The organism is Pyrobaculum sp. (assembly GCF_049971835.1).
Lineage (GTDB): Archaea > Thermoproteota > Thermoprotei > Thermoproteales > Thermoproteaceae > Pyrobaculum.
In genome coordinates this window covers 1-2,818 of the sequence record NZ_JBMFKV010000216.1, presented here as the reverse complement: position 1 = coordinate 2,818, position 2,818 = coordinate 1, and the positions used below count along the sequence as shown (strand labels likewise).

The 2,818-nt window shown below is 58.7% G+C and carries 3 protein-coding genes; 1 reads left to right on the top strand and 2 read right to left on the bottom strand.

The window, feature by feature from the left end; translation table 11 throughout:
- On the top strand, window positions 1-193 hold a 193-nt coding region (locus tag ACP5J3_RS12585; RefSeq protein ID WP_428496002.1), incomplete at its 5' end, for a putative RNA uridine N3 methyltransferase.
- Here the strand turns inward: ACP5J3_RS12585 and ACP5J3_RS12580 are convergent.
- Window positions 188-1,411, bottom strand: coding sequence for a sugar phosphate nucleotidyltransferase (locus ACP5J3_RS12580; RefSeq protein WP_428496001.1), 1,224 nt, complete (start codon window positions 1,409-1,411; stop codon window positions 188-190). The genes ACP5J3_RS12585 and ACP5J3_RS12580 overlap by 6 nt on opposite strands.
- Before the next feature lie 40 nt (window positions 1,412-1,451).
- The coding region (locus ACP5J3_RS12575; RefSeq protein WP_428496000.1) for a glycosyltransferase at window positions 1,452-2,818 on the bottom strand (1,367 nt) is incomplete at its 5' end.

Below are 2,818 nucleotides of genomic sequence, written 5' to 3'. Positions count from 1 at the left end.
AAGGACTCTGGTGGTGTTCGGCGGCCCCAGGAAGGGGGTAGATGAAATTATGGAAGAAGCCGGCGTAAAACTCGCGGGGAAGTTTATAAACTTCGCCCCGGGGCAGGGTGTGGAGACTATAAGGACGGAGGAGGCTGTTTTTATCGTGCTGGCGATTTTGAACTACCTGGCTAAGTGCGGACAAGGGCTATAATACCGAGAAGCCCTCGAGCTTTACACCTTTCTCGATGTTTTTATGAGGCCACACCTTTACATTTCTAAGGGCTGCTCCGGCGCCCACCACCGCGTCGTCTGCAACTACCGCGTCTTCAATAACCGCCCCGTCTCCGATGTAGACGTGGCGGCCGATGATCGACCTCCTTATAACCACGCCTTTTCCAACATGGGAGCGGTCCATTATGACCGAGTCCTCGACGATGCTGTCCTCTCCTATAACCACGTAGTTGTCTACGACCGAGTCCCTCAAGTAGGTATTAATCCCTACCTGGACGTGCCTCCCCAGCAACACGTTGCCCTCCGCCTTTATCACGCCGCTTTTCACATCCTCAGCAATCTTACTTTTCAACGCCTTTGACTGCTCGCTTGTACCCTGGGCGTAGACCGAGGGGGCTATCTCCTCGGCCTCCAGGTCTGCCGGCGTCAAGACTTTTAGTAAATGCTTCACAGCTTTTAGATAGCGCTGAGGCGTCCCTACGTCGAACCAGTAGCCCTGGGTTAAATAGCCGTAGACGGGCAGACCTGTCTCAATCACAGTGGGGATGACGTCCCCCCCGAAGTCCAGCCTCCCTTCTGAATACAGCTTCACGCCCACCTCGCCCTTGAAGAAGGCCCTGAAGTCTTCTGAGAGTAGGTAGAGGCCGGTGTTTACCAAGTTACTGGGGGCCTCCTCTCTCCTCTTGGGCTTCTCCACAAATCTAAGAATGCGCATATCCTCGTCCACAGCCGCGACACCAAACTCGCTCAAGTCGCCCGCCTCCTCCTTAAGGGCTATGGTTATGAATGATTTCTTAGACTTGTGGAAGTTGTACATCTCCTGCACGTCTAGCTGAAAGATGTTATCGCCTTGGAATACCAAAACCGGCTCATTTATGTCGTAGTACTCAAGCGTAGCCAGCACAGCCTCCGCATTGCCGCGCGTCTCCACCCGGGGCATATACCTCACCCTCACGTCCACCCCGTACTTGGCGCTAAACCACTTCCCCTCCTGGAAGTAGTCGTATATATCACGGTAGTTGTAGTACCCCCTCACCCCGAAGTAAAACTCCCTAACGCCCTGGCGGGCCAGGTGTAGTATAGACATCTCCACCAGCGGCCTGTTCAAGAAGCGTACCATCGCCTTAGACGTCTCCACTGTGAGAGGTCTCAGCCTAACAGCCTCTCCCCCCACTGGAATAATAGCTATTCTAACCATGTAATTGATTAACCATATTATTAAATCTTAATACTCCAGCCTATCCACTGACGGCTCTGTAGTATGCAAATTTCCTAGCCTTCTCATAACACTGCTCCAGCATCTCCACGGTGTTCCTAAGTCTAAACCTCTCGTCCACGTACCGCGACACCGCGGCGCGGCTAGGCGGCCTTAGCCTGCCCGTGGCCAAGGCCTCCATGGCCCTACCCAGCCCCTCCACGTCCTCAGGCTCCACCAGCACTCCATAGCCGTCGACAACCTCCGGCAAGCCGCCGACCTTCGTGGCGACCACAGGCGTCCCCAGTGCCATGGCCTCTATGGCGGAAATTCCGAAGGGCTCCCAGCGCGACGGCATCACCACCGCCCTAGCCACGTAGTGCAGAGCCTTGTACAGCCTGGGGCCGACCCTGGCGAAGCTCAGAGCCGCCCTGCCCCGCCTCTCCCAGACAAGCCTCTTCACATACTCCTCGTACCCCCACTCCCCAGCGGAGATGCCCAATATCAAAAGCCGGGCGCTGGGGGCGTAGTCAAGAGCCCTCACTGCGAGGTCAAGCCCCTTTTGAGACGTCACCCTCCCCACGGCGAGGAAGAGAGACCCCCCTCTATCCAGCCCCCCGACGATCCCCAACCTCTCCACTTCCTCGACGAGGCGCCACGCGTCCCCCTCAGACACGCCCTCTACGTCTCTAAGCGACCAGTCGGTGGAGTTGTACACCACACACGACTTTTCCCTAATCCAGCCGCCGTACTTCCTCAGCAACTCCTCCAGATAGCCGTAGCTGACTGTCGACACGGCGTCCGCCTCCACCACGCCGAACCTCTCCACGCCCCCCCACCCCTCGTCCCACACCGAGCTGTAGTGCTCAAAACGGTGGCAACACACCCGCCACACCGGATGCGGCCGGTCGGCCAGCCCCGCCCACTCGGCGTAGTGCCACGGGAAGGAATACCCCCACGACAGGTGGATGGTAAAGAGGAGGGGCACAGCGACGCCCCTCCTCTCCCCTATGTCCTTCACGGCGACGCCCGCCAGCACGGTGGGCCAGTCGTTTACGTGGACCAGGTCGGGGAGACCGAACCTCTCCACGAAAGCCGCCACTCCTCGCGCCAGCAAGGCCGCCTTCTCCTCGGCTTGTTCGTAGACGCCCCACCTGTCGAATACGTGGCCCGTGGCGTAGTCAAGCCCCTTGAACATAACCACCTTCACCCCGTCGACAAACGCCATCTCGGCCCCCAGGCAGTAGGGGTACACCCTGCCGTCTAGCCCGCGCCTCTCTCCACAAGCCCTAAAGTCCAGGGGGTATAGGTCGAAGCCGCGGCTGGGGTCCAGGTGCCTCCCGTGGCTGGGCATCAACACAGTCACGTCGTAGCCCCTCGACGCCAGGCCCACTGCGTACTGCCTCACAG